The 20,174-nt window shown below is 63.9% G+C and carries 20 protein-coding genes; 10 read left to right on the forward strand and 10 right to left on the reverse strand.

Annotation, left to right across the window (positions count from 1 at the left end; translation table 11 throughout):
* Positions 1 to 26 precede the first annotated feature (26 nt).
* A complete protein-coding gene (locus NLM25_RS00910) occupies positions 27 to 527 on the forward strand; it encodes a DUF1269 domain-containing protein (protein WP_254115006.1) in 501 nt (166 codons plus the stop codon).
* A gap of 109 nt (positions 528 to 636) precedes the next feature.
* On the opposite strand, the gene NLM25_RS00915 is transcribed toward NLM25_RS00910, so the two are convergent.
* Together NLM25_RS00915 and NLM25_RS00920 are read right to left on the reverse strand one after the other, a co-directional pair.
* Positions 637 to 2,067: a DUF1254 domain-containing protein gene (locus NLM25_RS00915; RefSeq protein ID WP_254135699.1), complete on the reverse strand. Its 1,431-nt coding sequence runs from the start codon at positions 2,065 to 2,067 to the stop codon at positions 637 to 639.
* A 175-nt stretch (positions 2,068 to 2,242) separates the two neighbouring features.
* Positions 2,243 to 3,124: a CoA ester lyase gene (locus NLM25_RS00920; RefSeq protein WP_254135700.1), complete on the reverse strand. Its 882-nt coding sequence runs from the start codon at positions 3,122 to 3,124 to the stop codon at positions 2,243 to 2,245.
* Between the two features lie 111 nt (positions 3,125 to 3,235).
* On the opposite strand from NLM25_RS00920, the gene NLM25_RS00925 reads away from it, so the two are divergent.
* Positions 3,236 to 3,880 carry a carbonic anhydrase gene (locus tag NLM25_RS00925; RefSeq protein WP_254135701.1) on the forward strand — a complete coding sequence of 215 codons (645 nt, stop codon included), beginning with the start codon at positions 3,236 to 3,238 and terminating at the stop codon, positions 3,878 to 3,880.
* Positions 3,881 to 4,012: 132 nt separating this feature from the next.
* Here the strand turns inward: NLM25_RS00925 and NLM25_RS00930 are convergent, their stop codons facing one another.
* Positions 4,013 to 5,047, reverse strand: coding sequence for an aspartate-semialdehyde dehydrogenase (locus NLM25_RS00930; RefSeq protein ID WP_254115000.1), 1,035 nt, complete (start codon positions 5,045 to 5,047; stop codon positions 4,013 to 4,015).
* 116 nt (positions 5,048 to 5,163) lie between these two features.
* Here NLM25_RS00930 and NLM25_RS00935 point away from each other — a divergent pair, with 116 nt between their 5' ends.
* Positions 5,164 to 5,952 (forward strand): hypothetical protein, encoded by a 789-nt coding sequence (locus NLM25_RS00935; protein ID WP_254135702.1) that lies wholly within the window; start codon positions 5,164 to 5,166, stop codon positions 5,950 to 5,952.
* A 157-nt stretch (positions 5,953 to 6,109) separates the two neighbouring features.
* A complete protein-coding gene (locus tag NLM25_RS00940) occupies positions 6,110 to 6,496 on the forward strand; it encodes a hypothetical protein (RefSeq protein ID WP_254114996.1) in 387 nt (128 codons plus the stop codon).
* A 184-nt stretch (positions 6,497 to 6,680) separates the two neighbouring features.
* On the opposite strand, the gene NLM25_RS00945 is transcribed toward NLM25_RS00940, so the two are convergent.
* Both NLM25_RS00945 and leuB read right to left on the reverse strand, forming a co-directional pair.
* Positions 6,681 to 7,319: a DapH/DapD/GlmU-related protein gene (locus NLM25_RS00945; protein ID WP_254135703.1), complete on the reverse strand. Its 639-nt coding sequence runs from the start codon at positions 7,317 to 7,319 to the stop codon at positions 6,681 to 6,683.
* A 132-nt stretch (positions 7,320 to 7,451) separates the two neighbouring features.
* Positions 7,452 to 8,564 (reverse strand): 3-isopropylmalate dehydrogenase, encoded by a 1,113-nt coding sequence (gene leuB / locus NLM25_RS00950; RefSeq protein ID WP_254135704.1) that lies wholly within the window; start codon positions 8,562 to 8,564, stop codon positions 7,452 to 7,454.
* A gap of 132 nt (positions 8,565 to 8,696) precedes the next feature.
* On the opposite strand from leuB, the gene NLM25_RS00955 reads away from it, so the two are divergent.
* A complete protein-coding gene (locus NLM25_RS00955) occupies positions 8,697 to 9,896 on the forward strand; it encodes a YbfB/YjiJ family MFS transporter (RefSeq protein ID WP_254135705.1) in 1,200 nt (399 codons plus the stop codon).
* Between the two features lie 120 nt (positions 9,897 to 10,016).
* Here NLM25_RS00955 and NLM25_RS00960 read toward each other — a convergent pair whose 3' ends face one another.
* The 4 genes from NLM25_RS00960 to NLM25_RS00975 all read right to left on the reverse strand — a co-directional run bounded on the left by NLM25_RS00960 (position 10,017) and on the right by NLM25_RS00975 (position 13,328).
* Positions 10,017 to 10,799 carry a molybdopterin-binding protein gene (locus NLM25_RS00960; RefSeq protein ID WP_254135706.1) on the reverse strand — a complete coding sequence of 261 codons (783 nt, stop codon included), beginning with the start codon at positions 10,797 to 10,799 and terminating at the stop codon, positions 10,017 to 10,019.
* A 14-nt stretch (positions 10,800 to 10,813) separates the two neighbouring features.
* The gene (locus tag NLM25_RS00965) at positions 10,814 to 11,443 is read right to left on the reverse strand and encodes a cytochrome b/b6 domain-containing protein (protein WP_254135707.1); all 630 of its coding nucleotides are present in this window, start codon (positions 11,441 to 11,443) and stop codon (positions 10,814 to 10,816) included.
* Between the two features lie 183 nt (positions 11,444 to 11,626).
* The gene (locus NLM25_RS00970; protein ID WP_254114987.1) at positions 11,627 to 12,181 is read right to left on the reverse strand and encodes a fasciclin domain-containing protein; all 555 of its coding nucleotides are present in this window, start codon (positions 12,179 to 12,181) and stop codon (positions 11,627 to 11,629) included.
* 385 nt (positions 12,182 to 12,566) lie between these two features.
* Complete coding sequence (locus NLM25_RS00975; RefSeq protein ID WP_254135708.1) at positions 12,567 to 13,328, reverse strand: SDR family oxidoreductase; 762 nt, start codon at positions 13,326 to 13,328, stop codon at positions 12,567 to 12,569.
* 95 nt (positions 13,329 to 13,423) lie between these two features.
* On the opposite strand from NLM25_RS00975, the gene NLM25_RS00980 reads away from it, so the two are divergent.
* A complete protein-coding gene (locus tag NLM25_RS00980; protein WP_254135709.1) occupies positions 13,424 to 14,953 on the forward strand; it encodes a malonyl-CoA synthase in 1,530 nt (509 codons plus the stop codon).
* A gap of 137 nt (positions 14,954 to 15,090) precedes the next feature.
* On the opposite strand, the gene NLM25_RS00985 is transcribed toward NLM25_RS00980, so the two are convergent.
* Positions 15,091 to 15,951: a TSUP family transporter gene (locus tag NLM25_RS00985; RefSeq protein WP_254114984.1), complete on the reverse strand. Its 861-nt coding sequence runs from the start codon at positions 15,949 to 15,951 to the stop codon at positions 15,091 to 15,093.
* 510 nt (positions 15,952 to 16,461) lie between these two features.
* On the opposite strand from NLM25_RS00985, the gene sdhC reads away from it, so the two are divergent.
* The 4 genes from sdhC to NLM25_RS01005 all read left to right on the forward strand — a co-directional run bounded on the left by sdhC (position 16,462) and on the right by NLM25_RS01005 (position 19,993).
* Positions 16,462 to 16,860, forward strand: a complete 399-nt coding sequence (sdhC, locus tag NLM25_RS00990; protein ID WP_254114983.1) for a succinate dehydrogenase, cytochrome b556 subunit — start codon at positions 16,462 to 16,464, stop codon at positions 16,858 to 16,860.
* Positions 16,857 to 17,261: a succinate dehydrogenase, hydrophobic membrane anchor protein gene (sdhD, locus tag NLM25_RS00995; protein WP_254114981.1), complete on the forward strand. Its 405-nt coding sequence runs from the start codon at positions 16,857 to 16,859 to the stop codon at positions 17,259 to 17,261. The genes sdhC and sdhD overlap by 4 nt, the downstream gene beginning before the upstream one ends.
* 3 nt (positions 17,262 to 17,264) lie before the next feature.
* Entirely contained in the window at positions 17,265 to 19,100 is a 1,836-nt protein-coding gene (gene sdhA / locus NLM25_RS01000) for a succinate dehydrogenase flavoprotein subunit (RefSeq protein ID WP_254135710.1), read from the forward strand.
* Between the two features lie 110 nt (positions 19,101 to 19,210).
* A complete protein-coding gene (locus tag NLM25_RS01005) occupies positions 19,211 to 19,993 on the forward strand; it encodes a succinate dehydrogenase iron-sulfur subunit (RefSeq protein ID WP_254135711.1) in 783 nt (260 codons plus the stop codon).
* The last annotated feature ends 181 nt before the right edge of the window (positions 19,994 to 20,174 follow it).

The raw sequence follows: 20,174 nt of genomic DNA on the forward strand, positions 1-20,174 counted from the left end.
ACTTCCAGTCAGTACGGGAGTATTCAATGTCAGACCTCGTTGCGATCGTGTACCCATCCGAAGCCAAGGCAGAGGAAGTCCGGCAGAAGATTCTCACGCTTCAGAAAGAGTATCTGATCACGATCCACGATGCCGTGATCGCGGTCAAAACCGGGGATTCCGTCAAACTCAATCAGCTTGTGAACACCGCGATGACGGGCGCCGCAAGCGGCAGCTTCTGGGGACTGCTATTCGGGTTGGTGTTCCTGAATCCTCTGATCGGCGTGGCTCTCGGTGCCGGCGCAGGCGCATTGGGCGGCGCTCTCACCGACTTCGGGATCAGAGATCAGTTCATGAAGGATCTGGCCGCGAAGGTGAAATCGGGCGATGCCGTTCTGTTCCTGCTGATCAAGAGCATGACCGCAGACAAGGTTCTCAATGAGATCAAGGATGCGGGAGGGGTGGTTCTCAAGACCTCGCTCGATGAAAAGAAAGAGCAGCACCTGCGCGATACCCTCGCAGCCGCAACTCAGCCCAAGGCGGCATAGCCGCGTGGGGCAAAGAGCAGACGCCCCTTATGGCACTACCCGATTTGCGTGAGGCCGCCGATCAGCTTCGCCTCACGCAAACGGCCCAATGCGACGCGTCGACGTCGCGCTAGTTCACCTTCTTGACCGGTGGCGGCGTCCAGCGGCCGTCTATGGCTTCGCGCATCGGTGAGTAAAGCCGCATGGCCAGATTGAACTCGCCTGCCGGCGCTGGAAGCCAGTTGCTCTCCTTGTCCGGGCCAGGCGTCTCGTTCTGGATGAAAATGTCGAGCGACCCATCGCTGTTGAACTTGAGCTTGTCCCGGTCGCCGAGCGCAAAACGGTTGAGTGCATTTGGCGACTGAAACCCGTCCCTGTCGTAGAGCGTGACCGACCAGAAGGCCTCGGCGGGCGGCAGTCTCCCCTTGTCGAAGTGCAATGCGTAGCGGCTCGTTCCGTTGTAAGGCCTGCCCTCTGCATCGATAAAGGACGCAGGATAAATGGCGTCCTCCGGTAGGTTTACGCCGAGCCCGATCAATGCCGCCATGCCACGAAGCTTGTAGGCCGTTCCATAAGTGCCAACTGTGCTGGTTTGATAAAACCAGCCGTTGACGTGAAGGCCGATGCCGGCCCCGCGCTTACCCGACTGCTCGATATCAGCGAGCGCATCCTTCGCGGCCGCATTGATCGTTTTGATGAGAGCGGGATCGAGCGTCGATGCGCCGAACGCCTTGCCAGGTTCAAGGCCAATCTGCTTCATGCGGAACAGAAGTGGATAATCGTTCGAATGCGGCGGATTCTTTGCCGCCAGTTCGGCGAAACGGCCCAGCACCTCGACGCCGTCCATCCGGTTTACCTGAACGAGTGGGGGCGTCTTGCTGTCGATGGCCGGGTCGGTCGCGGCACTTGCCGGCGGAACGTAGCTTTTGCCCCATTGGCTCAGCGGCGTCAGCTTGTAACCATCCTGAACCTTATGGACATTCTCGTAGTCGGCAGGCCCATTCGTCTGGGTGCGCCCGAGTATCCAGATCATCTGTGTCGGGGCTACAATCTTGGTCATGCCGTCGGGCAGTGACCCGCGCCAATCCGGGCCCACAAGAAGGAAATTGCCTGCCTTCGTTCCGGTCGTCCGCGAGCCGACGACGCAAAATACGTCGGTCCACGCATCGAGCATGGGAAGCAAATAGTAGCGTCCCGCCGTATCAGGAACGGATAGTACGATGGGTTCAGGCCCAAGGTCGAGCCAAGCCGGAGAATAAAGCGTATCGAAATTGTAGCGCACGACGTCTCGGTCCTCGGCGCGAGGGTAGCTGCGTGCATGGGCAAACTGATTGATGGGCGCACGCAACGGCACCGCATTGGGATCCGGCACGTTCGTCGATTGGCGCCTGGACACGTCCATGGTGACGATTGGATATGCGAAGACGTATGCGTCGCGGGCGATTTCGTAAGCCTGCTCCCTGGAAAGGGTCTGCGCGTCAGCGGCCGAAATCAGGACCGGGCCGAAAAGGACGAGTGGCGAAAGCACGCAGAGAGCGGATCCGAGCGCTGCTCTTTTCATGGCACCCTCTATCGATTTTTCGAAAGAGAGTAACAGCGGCTATCCGAATGTCCTGTGCAGTTTGTGCCAAAGAGACGAAGCGCCGCCTTCGTTCAGAAGCGGTCATGCCCTCGGTAAACAGAAGATTGACTGATGGCGTCGGAAAAGCAGCGATCGCCGTTCTGAAGCAGGCGCCCTAGCCTTTCCCCATCGCCGCGATCGCATCCGCGATCTCGATCGTGCGCCGGGCCATATCCGCGTGCAGCCGCTCGACCATCGCACCATCCAGACGGATCGCGCCGCGCGAGACGTTCTCCGGCAGTTCGAAGGCCGCGATGATCTTTCGGGCGCGCGCGACTTCCTCTTCAGGCGGCGTGAAGATGACGTTGCAGGCTTCGATCTGCGAGGGATGGATCAGCGTCTTGCCGTCGAAGCCGAGGTCGCGGCCCTGCGCACACTCCGTGGCGAAGCCATCGGGGTTGGCGATGTCGCTGTAGGGGCCGTCGAGGATTTCGAGGCCGTGAGCGCGCGTTGCCAGGATGCAGTGCGTGATCATCGGGATCATCGCGGCGCGGCCGGGCAGCATCTTGATGCGCGTCTCGCGCGAGATGTCGTTGGGGCCGAACACGAAGCCCGACAGGCGCCTCGATGGATCGCGCCCGGCGGCGGCCAGCTCCTCCGCATGCAGCACCGCGCGCGCGGTCTCGATCATGGCCCAGACCTTGACGGTCGGCGCGGCGCCAAGCTCCGCGAGGCGGCTGCCGATCGTCTGGAGATCTTCGATGCTTGAAACTTTCGGAACCAGAATTCCGTCCGGCGAGGCTTTGGCGGCCATCGCGACGTCATCGGCCCACCAGGGCGTGTCGAGGCCGTTGGTCCGGATCAAAATCTCGCGCTTGCCAAAGCCCTTGGCCGCGATCGCGGCGGCGATCCCGTCACGCGCCGCTGCCTTAGCATCGGGGGCCACGGAATCCTCGAGATCGAGGATCAGGCCGTCGGCGGCGAGATTCCGTGCCTTTTCCAGCGCGCGGGGGTTGGAGCCGGGCATGAACAGATGGCTGCGGCGCGGGCGGGTCATGCAAGCGTTCCTTCCGGTTTCCTCGTCTCACTTCCGACCGAAGCCGATAGCATCTGGCCTGCCTATTCGAAAGGCTTGTTCGCCCCTGCGGTCTATGATTAGGCATAGGTCATGATGACATTCCCAGAGCATTTGCTGGAAGGCTACAAGGCCTTCGCCACCCAGCGGCTGCCGACCGAGCAGAGCCGCTATCGCGAGCTGTCGGTGAAGGGGCAGTTCCCGGAAGTGATGGTGATCGGCTGCTGCGACAGCCGCGTCTCGCCGGAGGTGATCTTCGACGTCGGCCCGGGCGAACTGTTCGTGGTCCGCAACATCGCCAATCTGGTGCCGGTGTATCAGCCCGACGGCAATGCGCACGGCGTCTCCGCGGCGCTGGAATATGCCGTGACGGTGCTGAAGGTGAAGCACATCGTCATCCTCGGCCACGCGCAATGCGGCGGCATCCGCGCCTTCGTCGACAAGATCGAGCCGCTCACGCCGGGCGACTTCATCGGCAAGTGGATGCAGATGTTCATCAAGCCGGGCGAAGTGGTCGAGCAGCGCGACCACGAGACCATGGCGCAATTCGTCGAGCGTATCGAGAAGGCCGCGGTGTTCCGCAGCCTGGAAAACCTGATGACGTTCCCGTTCGTGCGCAAGGCCGTGGACGCCGGCCAGATGCAGACCCACGGCGCCTATTTCGGCGTGGCGGAGGGATCGCTGTTCGTGCTCGACAAGGCGAGCAAGGAATTCAAGAGCGTCAGGGACGCGGCTTAGCCCTGCTTCGGCTCGGCTTGAATTCGTAGGGTGGGCAAAGGCGCAACGCGCCGTGCCCACCATCTATCTCGATTGAAACGCAGGTGGTGGGCACGCTTCGCTTTGCCCACCCTACGAGACCGGTGACGGCGCTTACGCCGCCTTCTTCTTTGCGCTGATCAGCTTGCGGTTGATCAGCACTTCCGCGATCTGGATCGCGTTGAGCGCGGCGCCCTTGCGCAGATTGTCGGACACGCACCACAGCACGAGGCCGTTCTCCACCGTGGCGTCTTCGCGGATGCGGCTGATATAGGTCGCGTCCTCGCCGGCGGCTTCATACGGCGTGGCGTAGCCGCCGGGCTCCTGCTTGTCGATGACGAGGCAGCCGGGCGCCTTGCGCAGGATGTCGCGCGCCTCGTCCGCCGTGATCGGATTCTCGAACTCGATGTTGACGGCCTCGGAGTGGCCGACGAACACCGGCACGCGCACGCAGGTCGCGGAGAGCTTGATCTTGGGATCAAGGATCTTCTTGGTCTCCGCCATCATCTTCCACTCTTCCTTGGTGTAGCCGTCCTCCATGAAGACGTCGATGTGGGGGATGACGTTGAAGGCGATGCGCTTCGGGAATTTCTTCGCGACCAGCTCGTCATTGGTGTAGACGGCCTTGGTCTGCGAGAACAATTCGTCCATCGCGTCCTTGCCGGCGCCCGAGACCGATTGATAGGTCGAGACCACGACGCGCTTGATGTTCGCCTTGTCGTGCAGCGGCTTGAGCGCGACCACGAGTTGCGCGGTCGAGCAGTTCGGGTTGGCGATGATGTTCTTCTTCTTGAAGCCGGCCGTCGCGTCCGCATTCACCTCGGGCACGATCAGCGGCACGTCCGGATCCATGCGCCAGGCGGACGAGTTGTCGATCACGACGGTGCCGGCGGCGCCGATCTTCGGCGACCATTCCTTCGACACCGAGCCGCCGGCCGACATCAGGCAGATGTCGACGTCGGAGAAGTCATAATGCTCGAGCGCTTTGACCTTCAGGGTGCGGTCGCCATAGGAGACCTCGACGCCGACGCTGCGGCGCGACGCCAGGGCCACGACCTCGTCCGCGGGGAATTGGCGCTCATCCAGGATGTTGAGCATTTCCCGTCCGACATTGCCGGTCGCGCCGACGACTGCGACTTTGTAACCCATCGTTCACTCTCCGATGAAAAAGCCCGTTCCTGAAGCTGACGCTTAAACAGGAAGAGCAGCGCTTCTATGCGAGAACCGGCCTCAAGACAACGTTGGACCCTGCCTGAAGGCCGTGGATGCAGTCGCCTGAGGCCAGAACGGCCGCAACTCCCGCCCAATTCCATCTGGCGCTTGCAGCATTCGCCGACGAGGTGGTCGGCACGCTGGCGCGCCTGTTCGCCTATGTGGGGGCGCTCATCCTGTTTGCCATCCTCGGCCTCGCGGCGCTCGGCCAGCTGCCCAGCCTGCCTGACGACGAGCCCGCTTCGAGACCGGGATGGAGCGTCGCCGACCGCTCGCATCCGGCCTTCGCCCTCAGCCGGATCGATTCATCAGAAAAAACAGCATCTTACACCATCTTCAGGCACCCCGAGGGCGGCCGCAGGGACGTGCTGCGCTGGACCGGCGAGGCCGACAGGCCCGTGGCGGAGCTCGAGATTTATCGAGAGGGCGGCGAATTCGACGTGACCCGCCCAGCGACAGCCGATCTGGCGGTCCACATGGGCCTGGGTGAGGCAACCCCGCTCGAGCAGGCCGGCCTGATCGACACGAAGTTCGGCCCCGTCGCCCTGTTCCGGCCAACCGGCACGGCGGAGGGCGCGCGAGCGTGCCTGGCCTATCTCAAGCGCAGCGAAGAGCCGGCGCTGCAGATTTCCGGCTTCTCCTGCCAGGGCGACACCCTGCCCGCCCGGCGCGCGGCGATCGCCTGCACCTTGAACCGGCTGACGCTGCTGACCTCGGGCAACGAGCCGAAGCTGGCGGAATTGTTCGCCCATGCGGAGCTGAAGCGCCGCGCCTGCGCGCCCCAAGGCTCGTCGGACTGGCTGCTGGGCGCCGCGAACGCGCAATTGCGCGGGGCGCTTTGACCTGCATCAAGCCCAAGTGGCTGGTATTGATGCAACTTTTGCCGACGCGCACGATTATTCCGTGCTGGTGTGACCCAATAGACCTAGTTGCGGCCGCCCCGGCCGGGCTAGTATGGAGATGAAATCGATTGGCGGCTTGCCGCCTGAAGGGGACGTGATGAGCTCGAATTTCTCTGCCGCGAACAAACTGGCGATGTGGCTTGCGGCCGGCGCCGTCATTGCCATGTCCTCAGCCCTCGCGACACCAGCCTCGGCCGACACCAAGAAGCAGCGCTATGACAACGGCCGTCCCTATTACGGCCCGAGCGGCCCCAACGCGGTCTATCAGCAGGGCCGCACCCGTATCTATGTGAGCAAGCGCTCCTGGCTCGACGGCGGCACCGAAGTCAATCCGGGCGACCGCAAGTACTCCGACTACGCCTTCCCGCCGGCCGTCGGCTATCCGTCCTTCGGCCGCGAAAACCTCAACCGCCCGATCGATCGCCAGCCGCTGAGCCCGCCGCTCGATGTCGGCGGCTATCCGCAGAATTTCCCGCTGTACTGAGGCGGACCTACCTGACGAATCAAAATGGCCGGGCTCACGCCCGGCCATTTTTGTTTTGGAAGGTGCCGTAGGGTGGGCAAAGGCGCGAAGCGCCGTGCCCACCACCTTTCTCGATCGCAGGAAATGCGTGGGCACGCTTCGCTTTGCCCACCGTACGAAACCTGCCGTTGAGGCAACATCCAGCTTACGAATTGGCCGCCGGATCGTAGCGCCTGCAAAATTCCTCGATCGCCTCGGAGCGGAAATCGCCAAGGCGTTCGAAGATGAGCTCGTCCGGCCAATTCCACCACGCGATGCGGCGCAGGCTGTCCGCGACGGAATCGTCGAAGCGCTTGCGGATCGCGCGCGCGGGAACGCCGCCGACGATCGTGTAGGGCGGCACATCGCGGCTGACGACCGCGCCTGCGGCAATCACCGCGCCGTCGCCGACGCTCACGCCCGGCAGCAAGATGGCGGCGTGGCCGATCCAGACATCATTGCCGACGATGACGCGATCGCCGCGGCGATCCGCGAAGAAATCGCAGTCGCGGGTGACGCCCGCCTCGTAATATTCAGGGACATAAGTGAAGCGATGCTGGGACGGGCGGCCCATCGGATGATTCGGCGCGCCGATCCGTACCGAGTTGGCGATCGCCGTGAACTTTCCGATTTCCGCGTCGGCGACCTCGCAGTTCTCGCCGAGATAGGAATAGTCGCCGAGCGAAGCATACTCGATGCGCGTGTTGGCGAGGATCTCGCAGCGGCGCCCGATCTGCGCCTCGCGCTGACGCACCGTCTCATGGATGATGGTTTCCGCGATCTTGGGGCGGGGTGAGGCATCCATGAACGTAACTCCGAGAGCAGGTGCCGTAGGGTGGGCAAAGGCGCAAAGCGCCGTGCCCACCATCTCTCTCAAATCAAAACCGATTGGTGGGCACGCTTGCGCTTTGCCCACCCTACGAGAGCTGTGCTCGTCTTACGCGTGCAGCTTCTGCAATTCCTTCAGGATCGCTTCGCCCATCTGCGTGGTCGAGGCGGCCGTGGTGCCTTCCGACTTGATGTCGGCGGTGCGCAGGCCGCTGGCCAGCACGGCAGCGATCGCGGCATCGACCTTGTCGGCGAGATCGCCCATGTCGAAGGAATAGCGCAGGGCCATGCCGAAGGACGAGATCATCGCGATCGGATTGGCGAGGCCCTTGCCGGCGATGTCGGGCGCCGAGCCGTGCACGGGCTCGTACAGCGCCTTGCGCTTCTTGCTCTTCACATCGACCTCGCCGAGCGAGGCCGATGGCAGCATGCCGAGCGAGCCCGTCAGCATCGCCGCGATGTCGGACAGCATGTCGCCGAACAGATTGTCGGTGACGATGACGTCGAACTGCTTCGGCCACTTCACCAGCATCATGCCGCCGGAATCGGCGAGCTGGTGCTCGAGCGTGACGTCGGCATATTCGCGCTTGTGGACTTGCGTGACGACCTCGTTCCAGAGCACGCCCGACTTCATGACGTTGCGCTTCTCCATCGACGTCACCTTGTTCTTGCGCTTCTTGGCAAGCTCGAAGGCGACGCGGGCGATGCGCTCGATCTCGTAGGTGTCGTAGACCTGGGTATCGATGGCGCGCTTCTGGCCGTTGCCGAGATCGGTGATGGTCTTGGGCTCGCCGAAATAGACGCCGCCGGTGAGCTCGCGCACGATGACGATGTCGAGGCCCTCGACCGCCTCGCGCTTCAGGCTCGAGGCGTCGGCCAGCGCCGGATAGCACACCGCGGGGCGGAGGTTGGCGAACAGACCGAGATCCTTGCGCAGGCGGAGCAGGCCGGCTTCGGGGCGCACCTCGTAGGGCACCGCGTCCCATTTCGGGCCGCCGACCGCACCGAAGATGATCGCGTCGGCGTCCTTGGCCTTGGCCATGTCGCCCTCGGAGATCGACACCTTGTGGGCGTCATAGGCGGAGCCGCCGACGAGGCCAGTGTCGGTCTCGAATTTGGCGATCCCCGCCGAATTGAGCCAGTCGATCAGCCGCTTCACCTCGCCCATCACCTCGGGGCCGATACCGTCGCCGGGGAGCAGCAGCAGTTTGTGGGTCGCCATGGTCGTTTCCTCTCAGATCGAATTCGGCCGGAGTGCTAGAGCGGCGTTGCGCGCTTGGCAAGACACCATTGCCGCCTCGCGGCTGTGCAAGGCGGGCGGGGCCTGCCACACTGCCGGATGCCGGAGTAGCCCTTGCACGCCCCTGATCGCCCTCTGCCTCCTGCGCATCCCGCGCGGCTGATCCTGACCCTGTCGCTGGCGGCGACGGTCGGGCTCGGCATCGGCCGCTTTGCCTATGCGCTGGTGCTGCCGGACATGCGGGAGACCCTCGGCTGGTCCTACTCGGCGGCCGGTTTCATGAACACCATCAACGCCGTCGGCTATCTCGCGGGCGCGCTTGTGGCGTCGCGGCTGATCCAGCGCGTCGGCTGGTCGGCGGCGATCCGGGGCGGAACCCTGGCCTGCGTCGCCGCGCTCGCCACTTGCGCGCTGACAGGCAATTTCGTCGCGCTGAGCCTTGCGCGTCTCGTGCTGGGCCTGGGTGCCGCGGCCGGCTTCGTCGCCGGCGGCGCGCTGGCCGCTTCCATCGCGCAGTCTCGTCCCGAGCGGGCCAATTTCCTGCTGAGCCTGTTCTATGCCGGGCCCGGTATCGGCATTCTCGCCTCAGGGCTGATCGCCCCGTTCACGCTGCAATATTTCGGGCCGGGCTCGTGGTGGATGGTGTGGTGGGCGCTGACGCTGCTGTCCGTCGTCATGACCGTGCCCCTGTTCCTGGTCCGCATCGCGAGCGACGTGCGTTTTTCGGAAGGCAGCCACGCCACCTTCGCGATAGTTCCGGTGCTGATCTATCTCGCCGGCTACTTCCTGTTCGGCGCCGGCTACATCGCCTACATGACCTTCATGATCGCCTATGTGCGCGACGGCGGCGGCGGGGCCGCGGCACAGGCTGCGTTCTGGAGCCTGATCGGCCTCAGCGCCTTTGCGACGCCCTGGGCCTGGCGCGGCGTGCTGGCGCTGGATCGCGGTGGCCTCGCCACCGCGATCATCCTCGGCACCAACGCGCTCGGCGCGGCCTTGCCGATGCTGGGGCATTCCCCCGCGTGGCTCGCGGTGTCGGCGGTGGTGTTCGGCGTCGCCTTCTTCGCCGTGGTCGGCTCGACCACCGCCTTCGTCCGCTTCAACTACCCGCCGGAGGTGTGGCCGACCGCGATCGCGGCGATGACGATCTCGTTCGGCGTCGGGCAGACGCTCGGCCCGATCGTGGTCGGCGCGATCACGGATGCGCTGGGGAGTTTGAGTTACGCGCTGAACGTCTCAGCGGCGTTGCTGGCGCTCGGGGCGGTGGCGGCTCTGTGCCAGCGGAAGGTCGGGCCGAAGGCTTCGGTGCCGTAGGGTGGATTAGCCCCGGGCTGCGCGAAGCGCAGTCCCTTGGCGTAATCCACCAACTTCGTTCGGCAGACTCGGAAGCGTGGTGGATTACGCCTTCGGCTAATCCACCCTACGGCAGCGGAGCTAGCTCCCACTGAACGAATTGTACCCCTGGTCTTCCCAATAGCCGCCCTTGTAGTCGTTGGTGACTTCCATCGAGACCACGTATTTCGGGTTCTTGAAGCCGAGCTTCGTGGGCACGCGGATCTTCATCGGGAAACCGTAGGCGCGCGGCAGGATCTCGTTGGCGTATTTGACCGTCATCTGGGTCTGCGGATGCAGCGCGCTGCGCATGTCCAGCGGCGAGTTGTAGCCGTCCTTGTCGGCACACTGGAACCAGACATATTTCGCACGCGTGTCGGCGCCGATCAGCTTGAGGAAATCGCGCAGCGGCGTGCCGGTCCAGCTGCCGATCGCGCTCCAGCCCTCGACGCAGATATGACGGGTGATCTGGTTCACCTGCGGCAGCTTGTAGAGCTCGTCCAGCGTCCACGACTTCTTGTTGTCGACGAGACCGCGCACCTCGAGCTTCCAGTCCTTGCCGTCGATGTCGGGCGCGTCGTCGAGATCGTAATAGGCGTTGAACGGGAACGGCTTCGTGATCGCGCTCTCGGGGAAGGTCGGCGCCAAGGCGTCGGGATTGAAGATGAAAGCCTGCACGGCGTCGTTGAACTTCGAGACCTTCGCCAGCATGGTTTCGGCCGAGGAGGAGTCGACGACATCGCAGCCGGTGAGCAGCGTCAGCGCACCTAAGCTGGCGCCGCCCGCGATGAAGCGGCGTCGCGTGAAGTCAGGCATCGCCTTGATGGAGTCCTTGATCAGCAGCCGCTTGTCGACGCCGGGGATCAGGAACGAGCGCTTGGCCATGGTTCTCCCTCCGCTCAGCGGCCAATGATCATCGCGCGCAGGCTCTTCGGCACCAGCAGCGCGAGCAGGACGTGAATGACGAGGAAGGCGCAGATCGCGGCCATGCAGAAGAAATGGACATAGCGCGCGGTCGGGTAGTCGCCGAACAGCATCACCAGATAGTAGAGTTGGACCGGTTTCCACATTCCAAGGCCGGACAGCACGATCAGCACGCCGACGACGATGATGCCGGCATAGAGCACGCGCTGCACGTAATTGTAGACGGTGAGATCGTCATGGCCGAGCTTGAAGGTCAGGGCAGCCCTGACGTCCTGGAGCACGCCGGACGGGGTGATGGGCAGCAGCTTCTTGCGGAAGCGGCCGGTGGCGAAACCGGTGACGAGATAGGCGAGGCCGTTGATCATCAGGAGCCACATCGCCGCAAAGTGCCAGAGCAGACCGCCGCCGAGCCAGCCGCCAAGCGTATACTCGCGCGGGAAACTGAAGCCGAACAGCGGCGAGGCGTTGTAGATCTGCCAGCCCGACAGGATCATCAGGATCATGGCGAGCGCGTTGATCCAGTGCATGACCCGGACCCAGGCCGGCTGGATCACTTTGGCCGGGGTAGCGCTGACCTGTTCGTCGGTGACTGTGAGGCTCGACATGATGGTTCCGTCCTGAACGCCGTGTGACCCTGAATATACGCCGATACTTCCGCTTTCGTTACGCCCCGTTTCGCATTGAAACGATGCCGTCAGGCTATCGTGGTCACAAACAAGCGAGCCGGGTCCCCCCGGCTCGCCGTCTCAAAGCATCCTGTTCGAGGGATGAAACAGGGCTGGACGGTGTTACGTCGCCGGCATCAGCACGGTGTCGACCACATGGATGACGCCGTTCGACTGGTTGACGTTGGAGATCGTCACCATCGAGGTGCCGCCCTTGGCATCGACGATCCAGACCTTGCCGTCCTGCTTCTTCACCGTCAGCTCCTCGCCTTCGGCGGTCTTCATCTTCTTGCCGTCGGTGAGGTCGGAGGCCTCGAGCTTGCCCGGCACGACATGGTAGGTGAGGATCTTGGTCAAGGTCGCCTTGTTCTCGGGCTTGACCAGATTGTCGACGGTGCCGGCCGGCAGCTTGCCGAAGGCGGCGTTGGTCGGCGCGAACACCGTGAACGGGCCCTTGCTTTCCAGGGTCGGCACCAGGCCGGCCGCCTTCACCGCCGCCACCAGCGTGGTGTGGTCCTTCGAGTGGACGGCGTTCTGGACGATGTTCTTGGACGGGAACATCGCGGCGCCGCCGACCATCACGGTCTTCTCCTCGGCACGAACCGGCGCGACGACGGTCGCGGTGATGGCCAGGGCGCTGAAGGCGGCGGCAGCGAGATAGGCAATACGCTTCGACATGGAGAGTCTCCCGATGAGCTGTGACCGGCAATGGCCGGCGTTTGAGTTGGGCAACAACAGTGGCTGCGACAGTTTGACGTGAGGCAGCAGCGCCGTCGTTGGCCGAACTACGGGAGGGTTTGCGATGGGGTTTCGAACAAAAATTCTTTGTGATGCGTGAAACTATGGGGCGGTGAGTTCGTGTGATGGATGCGGCCACACGCTTCACTGTCGTCCCGGACAAGCGCAGCGCAGATCCGGGACCCATAACCACAGGAAGTCGTTTGGCGAAGACTCGGAGTACCTATCTCGCGCGACAACCTCTCCCTGTGGTTATGGGTCCCGGGTTCGCGACTGCGTCGCGCCCCGGGACGACGAGGAGAGATTGCCGCGCAGTGTGCCCGCTTCAATCCCTGTTGTTCGGCGTCTGGATGAAGCCGCGATTGTGCGTCGGGCTGATCAGGAGCTCGTTGATGCACACTCTGGGCGGCATGCTCGCGATAAACGCGATGGTGCGGCCGAGATCTTCGGATTGCAGCATCTTGGCCTGCTCTGCCTCGCTCGGCACCACCGGGCGCAGCTTCAGGATCGGGGTCGCCACCTCGCCCGGCATCAGGCAGCAGGCGCGCAGGCCGTTGACGCATTCGTCCATGTTGAAGGAATGGGTCAGCGCCAGCACCGCATGCTTGGTGGTGGTGTAGGCCGGGCCCGGCATCTTCGAGACGTGGCGGCCGGCCCAGGACGAAACATTGATGATCGAGCCGTCCTGCTGCTTGCGCATCGTCGGCAGCACCGCGCGCATGCAATAGAGCACGCCGTTGAGGTTGACCTGGACCAGCTGGTCCCAGCCGTCCAGTTCCATGTCCTTCCAGCTCCGCTTGGGGACATTGATACCGGCGTTGTTCACGAGCAGGTCGATCCGGCCATGCTTCGCGACGATTTGATCGGCCGCCTTCTGGGCCTCAGTCGCGCTGGAGACATCCAGCGCGATGGCCTCGGCCACCCCGCCCGCCTTGGTGATCTTGGCAACCACGGCATCGAGGGCGTCCTTGCGGCGGCCCGAGACCACGACGGTCCAGCCGTCAGCAGCCAACGCCTCGGCACCGGCTTCCCCGATCCCGCTGCCCCCGCCCGTCACCCAGGCCACGCGTTTCCCACCTTTGGTCATGCAAACTGTCTCCGTTGCTTCATTGGGGCGGTTTTTGCTAATCCAGCCCTCGGCTTTGACCGGCCTTGTCAGTCTTGCGGTCGAGGAAATCTTGCATGAACCAAGCAGCCAACGCCAACCTGTTTTCCCGCCTGTTCGACGGCCTCGACGATCCCGAACGCCTCGCGATCGAGACGCAGGACGGCGCTCATATCAGCTATGGCGATCTGATCGCCCGGGCCGGGCAGATGGCGAACGTGCTGGTCGCGCGCGGCGTGAAGCCCGGCGACCGCGTTGCGGTGCAGGTGGAGAAATCCGTCGCCAATATCGTGCTGTATCTCGGCACTGTCAGGGCCGGCGCAGTCTATTTGCCGCTCAACACGGCCTATACGCTGAACGAGCTCGATTACTTCATCGGCGACGCCGAGCCGTCGCTCGTGGTCTGCGATCCCTCCAAGGCGGAAGGGCTCGCCCCGATCGCGGCCAAGGTGAAGGCCAAGGTCGAAACGCTCGGGCCTGACGGAAAAGGCTCGCTGACGGACGCCGCCGGCAAGGCCAGCAGCGAATTCACGACCGTCGCGCGCGCGAACGACGATCTCGCCGCGATCCTCTACACGTCGGGCACCACCGGCCGCTCCAAGGGCGCGATGCTGACGCACGACAATCTCGCGTCCAACTCGCTGAGCCTCGTCAGCTACTGGCGCTTCACAGACAAGGACGTGCTGATCCACGCGCTGCCGATCTATCACACCCACGGCCTGTTCGTGGCGACCAACGTGACGTTGTTTTCGCGGGCCTCGATGATCTTCCTGCCGAAGCTCGACCCGGACCTCATCATCAAGCTGATGGCGCGCGCGACGGTGCTGATGGGCGTGCCGACCTTCTACACGCGGCTGCTCCAGAACTCTGCGCTGTCGCGCGAGACGACGAAGCATATGCGGCTGTTCATCTCGGGCTCGGCGCCGCTGCTGGCCGAAACGCATCGCGAATGGTCGGCGCGCACGGGCCATGCGGTGCTCGAGCGCTACGGCATGACCGAGACCAACATGAACACGTCGAACCCCTATGACGGCGAGCGCGTGCCCGGCGCGGTCGGCTTCCCGCTGCCCGGCGTCTCCGTGCGCGTGACCGAGCCCGAGACCGGCAAGGAACTGCCGCGCGAGGAGATCGGCATGATCGAGGTCAAGGGCCCGAACGTGTTCAAGGGCTATTGGCGTATGCCGGAGAAAACAAAATCGGAATTCCGCCCCGACGGCTTCTTCATCACCGGCGATCTCGGCAAGATCGACGACAAGGGCTACGTCCACATCCTCGGCCGCGGAAAGGATCTGGTGATCTCCGGCGGCTTCAACGTCTACCCCAAGGAAATCGAGAGCGAGATCGACGCGATGCCGGGCGTGATCGAATCCGCCGTGATCGGCGTGCCACACGCCGATTTCGGCGAGGGCGTCACCGCGGTGCTGGTCTGCAACAAGGGCGCCGATGTGACTGAGGCCGCAGTGCTGAAGGCGCTCGACGGGCGCCTTGCAAAGTTCAAGATGCCCAAGCGCGTCTTCGTCGTCGACGAGCTGCCGCGCAACACCATGGGCAAGGTGCAGAAGAACGTGCTGCGCGATACGTACAAGGATATTTACGCGAAGAAGTGAGGAAGGGCGATCCGTAGGGTGGGTTAGCCCTGCGGCTGCGCTGAGCGCAGTCGCTCGGCGTAACCCACCTCTTCTGCTTCCGCGGATATAGACAGTGGTGGGTTACGCCTTCGGCTAACCCACCCTACGATTGCACTCTATTGCCCGCCCACCAGGCTCATCACGAACCGGCTGCCGACGATGAAGAGATAACATCCGAACGCGACTTCCAGCGTCCGCTTCGACATCGCATGCGCGGCCCTCACCCCTAACGGCGCCGTCACGAGGCTCATCGGCATCACCAGCACGGCGCCGATCAGCGAGACGTAGCCGAGTGCGAACGGCACCTGCAGAGCCGAAACGCCGGGATAGGTCGCCGCCGCCGGCCAGCCGGCATAGATGTAGCCGAGCGCGCCGGGGATCGAGATCAGCACCGCGAGCGCCGACGAGGTCGCGACGGCCTGATGGATCGGACGGCCGTAGAAGGTCATCAGCAGGTTCGAGAACAGCCCGCCACCGATGCCCATCAGCGTCGAGAGGATGCCGACGCAGAAGCCGTAGATTCGCATCAAGGGACCCTTCGGCAGATCGTCGCCGAACTTCCAGCCCTCGCGCGCGAAGATGAGGCGGGCTGCGGCCGAATAGGCGACGGCGACGAAGACGATCTTGAACAGCTTTTCCGGCGCGTAGCGCGCAATCACGCTGCCGGCGATGACGCCGATCACGATCGGCAGCCACCACACCCGCAGGATCGTCATGTCGACGGCGCCGCGCTTGTAATGCGCCTGGAACGAGCGGATCGACGTCGGGATGATCACCGCGAGCGAAGTGCCGATGCAGAGCGGCATCCGCACCTCCAGCGGCACGCCGGCGATCCGGAAGCATTCGTAGAACACCGGCACGAGAATCGCGCCGCCACCGATGCCGAACACACCGGCCAGGAATCCCGAGAGCGCGCCCGTTGCGATCAGCAACAGCGCGAGCTCGATGATCTCCTTGATATCAAGACCTGCAATCACCCCTGACCTGCCCCGGCGACTGGCCGCAGCGTCTCCGAATCGTCCGCCCGGATTCGGCTGCGGTCCAAGCTGTAGGCGATCTGATTTGGCCGGTCGACACGCCGCGCCTCGCGTCTTGGGTGGGATGCAGGCTGCGCATATCCGGGACTGGCAACGAAAAGCGGGCGTGGCAGCGGGTCGACGCCTGATGGTTGGACAAGGAGAGGTCGCTGGCCGGCACCTGCAGTGATTTGGACGGCATGGTCCGTTTAGAGGTGTTCCAATAGCGATTTCAATGCTTCGGGCGCGCGCTTGAAGAAACGAATATTGATTCGATTTTTGGTCGATAGGCCAAGGCTCTGGTATACCAAGCCCCTGATTGGCCTTGTTTCATCAAGGGTCTAGGGCTGAACCACCGTTCGATTTATGGCGATTTGGTGATTGCGCAGGTGAAATCGACTCCGTAAATAGAGCCGACCTTTCGCGATCCCCGCGCGCCCCATGCTGGGCCGCAATAAACATCAAAAGCCCATGACCGCACGGATCGAACGACCGCTTTCCCCCCACATGCAAGTCTACCGCTGGACGCTGACGATGGCGCTGTCCATCGTCCATCGCGCCACCGGCATCGCCCTCTATGTCGGCACCCTGCTGCTGGCCTGGTGGCTGATCGCGGCGGCCTCCGGCCCGGCCGCCTATGGCCACGTCCAGGCCTTCACCGGCAGCATCATCGGCCGGCTGATCGTGTTCGGCTACACCTGGGCGCTGATGCACCATATGCTGAGCGGTATCCGGCACTTCGTGTGGGACCTCGGCTACGGCTTCAAGGCCAACGAGCGCGAGGCCCTGACCTGGGGCGCGCTGATCGGCGGCATCGTGCTGACGGTGCTGATCTGGATCATCGCCTACGCGACCGGAGGTGGACGATGAGCGCAACCGATTCGCCCAAGCGCAGCATGCGCACCCCGCTCGGCCGCGTCCGCAATCTCGGCGCGGCGCATTCGGGCACGTCCGACTTCTGGCGTCAGCGCATCACCGGCGTCGCGATGGTGCTGCTGATGATCCCGGTGATCGTGGTCATCGTGATGCTGTTCGGCCGCAACCAGGCGTTCGCGGCGCAGATCCTCGGCTCGCTGCCGATCGCCATCATCATGCTGCTCTTCATCGCCGCCAGCGCCTGGCACATGAAGATCGGCATGCAGGTCGTGATCGAAGACTACGTCCATAACGAGAAGCTGAAGCTCGTCTCGATCATGCTCAACAATTTCTTCTCGGTCGCCGTCGCGCTCGCCTCGACCTACGCGATCCTGAAGCTTTCATCCGGAGTGTAACCCATGGCCACAGAGACCAATGGCAAGGGCACCGGCGCTCCCGCCACCAACGGCAAGGCCTATCCGATCGAAGACCACACCTATGACGTCGTCGTGGTCGGCGCCGGCGGCGCGGGCCTGCGCGCCGTGGTCGGCTGTAGCGAAGCGGGTCTTCGCACCGCCTGCATCACCAAGGTGTTCCCGACCCGCTCGCATACGGTCGCGGCGCAGGGCGGCATCTCGGCCTCGCTCGGCAACATGCACAAGGACGACTGGCGCTGGCACATGTACGACACCGTGAAGGGGTCGGACTGGCTCGGCGACCAGGACGCGATCGAATACATGGTGCGCAACGCGCCCGAGGCGGTCTACGAGCTCGAGCATTGGGGCGTGCCGTTCTCGCGCACCGAGGACGGCAAGATCTACCAGCGTCCGTTCGGCGGCATGACCACCGAGTTCGGCAAGAGCCAGGCGCAGCGTACCTGCGCCGCCGCCGACCGTACCGGCCATGCCATGCTGCACACGATGTACGGCCAGTCGCTGCGCCATGCGGCCGAGTTCTTCATCGAATTCTTCGCCATCGACCTGATCATGGACGACCAGGGCGCCTGCCGCGGCGTCATCGCGCTCAAGCTCGACGACGGCACGCTGCACCGCTTCCGGGCCCAGACCGTAATTCTCGCGACCGGCGGCTACGGCCGCGCCTACGCCTCCTGCACCTCGGCGCACACCTGCACCGGCGACGGCGGCGGCATGGTGCTGCGCGCCGGCCTGCCGATGCAGGACATGGAGTTCGTGCAGTTCCACCCGACCGGCATCTACGGCTCGGGCTGCCTCGTCACCGAAGGTGCACGCGGCGAAGGCGGTTATCTCGTCAATTCCGAGGGCGAGCGTTTCATGGAGCGCTACGCGCCGTCCGCGAAGGATCTGGCCTCGCGCGACGTCGTCTCGCGCGCGATGACCATCGAGATCCGCGAAGGCCGCGGCGTCGGCAAGAAGAAGGACCACATCTTCCTTCATCTCGACCATCTCGATCCCGCGGTGCTCGCCGAGCGCCTGCCGGGCATCTCCGAATCCGCCAAGATCTTCGCCAATGTCGACGTGACGCGCGAGCCGATCCCGATCGTGCCGACCGTGCACTACAACATGGGCGGCATCCCGACGAACTATCACGGCGAAGTGCTGACCAAGAAGGACGGCGACGACAACGCCATCATCCCCGGCCTGATGGCGATCGGCGAAGCGGCCTGCGTCTCCGTGCACGGCGCCAACCGCCTCGGCTCGAATTCGCTGATCGACCTCGTCGTGTTCGGCCGCGCCGCCGCGCTGCGCCTTGCCGAGAAGCTCACGCCCAACGCCAACCAGCCGGAGCTGCCGGCGAACTCGTCCGAGCTGGCGCTCGGCCGCCTCGACCATTACCGCTACGCTTCCGGCGGCACGCCGACCGCAAAGCTGCGCGAAGGCATGCAGCACGTGATGCAGAACAATTGCGCGGTGTTCCGCACCGGCGAGATCCTGAGCGAAGGCCAGAACCTGATCGAGAAGGTCCATAGCGGCATCACCGACATCGCCGTGTCCGACCGCTCGCTGGTGTGGAATTCGGATCTCGTCGAGACGCTGGAGTTCGACAATCTGATCTCGCAGGCGGTGGTGACGATGAACTCGGCCGCCAACCGCACCGAGAGCCGCGGCGCGCATGCCCGCGAGGACTTCTCCGAGCGCGACGACAAGAACTGGATGAAGCACACGCTGGCCTGGCTGAATGACTCCGGCAAGGTCAAGATCGAGTACCGCCCGGTTCACGACTACACTATGACCAACGACGTGCAGTACATCCCGCCCAAGGCGCGCGTGTACTGAGAAACAACAGTAGCTCGTCATTCCGGGGCGATGCACAGCATCGAACCCGGAATCTCGAGATTTCGGGCCTGGTCCTTCGGACCATCCCGGAATGACGAAAGGTTAGAGCAATGGTTGAATTCGCACTTCCGAAGAACTCCAGGATCACCGGCGGCAAGACCTGGCCGAAGCCCGCGGGCGCGACTGAAACGCGCGAATTCCGCGTCTATCGCTGGAATCCCGACGACGGCAAGAATCCGAGCGTCGACACCTATTACGTCGACACCCATGATTGCGGTCCGATGGTGCTGGACGGTCTGATCTGGATCAAGAACAACATCGATCCGTCGCTGACCTTCCGCCGCTCCTGCCGCGAAGGCGTCTGCGGCTCCTGCGCCATGAACATCGACGGCCAGAACACGCTGGCCTGCACCCGCTCGATGCACGACGTGAAGGACGGCGCGGTGAAGATCAATCCGCTGCCGCACCAGCCGGTGGTGAAGGACCTCGTCCCCGACCTGACCAATTTCTACGCGCAATACGCCTCCGTCGAGCCGTGGCTGAAGACGACCTCGCCGACGCCGCAAAAGGAATGGAAGCAGAGCCACGAGGACCGCGAGAAGCTCGACGGCCTCTACGAGTGTATCCTGTGCGCCTGCTGCTCGACCTCGTGCCCGAGCTATTGGTGGAACAGCGACCGCTATCTCGGTCCCGCCGCCCTGCTCCAGGCGAACCGCTGGGTGTCCGACTCCCGCGACGAGGCGACCGGCGAGCGGCTCGACAATCTCGAGGACCCGTTCCGCCTCTACCGCTGCCATACCATCATGAACTGCGCCAAGGCCTGCCCGAAGGGCCTGAACCCGGCGGAAGCCATCGCCGAGCTCAAGCTCAAGATGGTCGAGCGCCAGATCTAGCCGCCGTTCACGTCACGATCCCCGGCCGGGCCGGCCGGGGCATGCTACGGCCGGCGCGGATTCGAGCAGATTTTTCTTCCAGCCCGCGCCACGGGCGAAGTTCCGGATTGCAACCTCCGGTTCCATCGACAAGCCGCTTCCTTCCCGGCGGGAATTTCAAGTAAGCTCTCCGGTCAGGGAC

The sequence above is a fragment of the Bradyrhizobium sp. CCGB01 genome (genome assembly GCF_024199795.1).
In the GTDB taxonomy this organism is placed as follows: domain Bacteria; phylum Pseudomonadota; class Alphaproteobacteria; order Rhizobiales; family Xanthobacteraceae; genus Bradyrhizobium.

Bases quoted from the DNA above. Each gene is read 5' to 3' on its own strand.
- NLM25_RS00910 (WP_254115006.1), top strand. From the start codon at position 27: ATGTCAGACCTCGTTGCGATCGTGTACCCATCCGAAGCCAAGGCAGAG.
- NLM25_RS00915 (WP_254135699.1), bottom strand. From the start codon at position 2,067: ATGAAAAGAGCAGCGCTCGGATCCGCTCTCTGCGTGCTTTCGCCACTC.
- NLM25_RS00920 (WP_254135700.1), bottom strand. From the start codon at position 3,124: ATGACCCGCCCGCGCCGCAGCCATCTGTTCATGCCCGGCTCCAACCCC.
- NLM25_RS00925 (WP_254135701.1), top strand. From the start codon at position 3,236: ATGATGACATTCCCAGAGCATTTGCTGGAAGGCTACAAGGCCTTCGCC.
- NLM25_RS00930 (WP_254115000.1), bottom strand. From the start codon at position 5,047: ATGGGTTACAAAGTCGCAGTCGTCGGCGCGACCGGCAATGTCGGACGG.
- NLM25_RS00935 (WP_254135702.1), top strand. From the start codon at position 5,164: ATGCAGTCGCCTGAGGCCAGAACGGCCGCAACTCCCGCCCAATTCCAT.
- NLM25_RS00940 (WP_254114996.1), top strand. From the start codon at position 6,110: ATGAGCTCGAATTTCTCTGCCGCGAACAAACTGGCGATGTGGCTTGCG.
- NLM25_RS00945 (WP_254135703.1), bottom strand. From the start codon at position 7,319: ATGGATGCCTCACCCCGCCCCAAGATCGCGGAAACCATCATCCATGAG.
- leuB (WP_254135704.1), bottom strand. From the start codon at position 8,564: ATGGCGACCCACAAACTGCTGCTGCTCCCCGGCGACGGTATCGGCCCC.
- NLM25_RS00960 (WP_254135706.1), bottom strand. From the start codon at position 10,799: ATGGCCAAGCGCTCGTTCCTGATCCCCGGCGTCGACAAGCGGCTGCTG.
- NLM25_RS00965 (WP_254135707.1), bottom strand. From the start codon at position 11,443: ATGTCGAGCCTCACAGTCACCGACGAACAGGTCAGCGCTACCCCGGCC.
- NLM25_RS00970 (WP_254114987.1), bottom strand. From the start codon at position 12,181: ATGTCGAAGCGTATTGCCTATCTCGCTGCCGCCGCCTTCAGCGCCCTG.
- NLM25_RS00975 (WP_254135708.1), bottom strand. From the start codon at position 13,328: ATGACCAAAGGTGGGAAACGCGTGGCCTGGGTGACGGGCGGGGGCAGC.
- NLM25_RS00980 (WP_254135709.1), top strand. From the start codon at position 13,424: ATGAACCAAGCAGCCAACGCCAACCTGTTTTCCCGCCTGTTCGACGGC.
- sdhC (WP_254114983.1), top strand. From the start codon at position 16,462: ATGACCGCACGGATCGAACGACCGCTTTCCCCCCACATGCAAGTCTAC.
- sdhD (WP_254114981.1), top strand. From the start codon at position 16,857: ATGAGCGCAACCGATTCGCCCAAGCGCAGCATGCGCACCCCGCTCGGC.
- sdhA (WP_254135710.1), top strand. From the start codon at position 17,265: ATGGCCACAGAGACCAATGGCAAGGGCACCGGCGCTCCCGCCACCAAC.
- NLM25_RS01005 (WP_254135711.1), top strand. From the start codon at position 19,211: ATGGTTGAATTCGCACTTCCGAAGAACTCCAGGATCACCGGCGGCAAG.